At 29.2% G+C, this 418-nt stretch carries 2 pseudogenes; both read right to left on the bottom strand.

Going from position 1 to position 418, the window contains the following annotated elements:
* A pseudogene (locus KH893_RS12545) lies at positions 1 to 210 on the bottom strand (accessory Sec system glycosylation chaperone GtfB); the annotation flags it as partial.
* Positions 203 to 418: pseudogene (locus KH893_RS12540) on the bottom strand (accessory Sec system glycosyltransferase GtfA); the annotation flags it as partial. The pseudogenes KH893_RS12540 and KH893_RS12545, both read right to left, overlap by 8 nt.

Here is a 418-nt window from a genome sequence, read left to right as displayed (position 1 = left end):
AAATTTAGGAACTCGAATCTGATAAAAGCTTTTTGCTTTTGTTGTTTGGTTGCTATAATAACCAGCGAAAAAAGCATAGGGTGAAATAATATTTTTCGGCAGGAAACCGTTGTCATTAATTACAACCGTTTGATTGTCATAACCAGAAAAAATTAATGATTGATAAAGGTCTTGACTGCCTTGATCAAAGTTATCAAATAAGTTAATCATTAAGTCCCTCTAAAAGATCCTTCCATTTAGTTTCAATTTTATTAGTCATAAATTTTGTGGAAATTTGATAAGACTTTTCTCGAAAAGCTTCTAAATTAACTTTATTAAACAAATCTACGATCCTTTGTGACATTTCATCGAGATTATAATGTTCTTCATCATTGCGATCCGAAGAAATCAAAAAACCATTTTTATCATTTTGAACAAA

It is taken from the genome of Liquorilactobacillus sicerae (assembly GCF_029916425.1).
Lineage (GTDB): Bacteria > Bacillota > Bacilli > Lactobacillales > Lactobacillaceae > Liquorilactobacillus > Liquorilactobacillus sicerae.
Note: the sequence above shows the minus strand (reverse complement) of the source record. Positions and strands in the feature narration are given on the sequence as shown.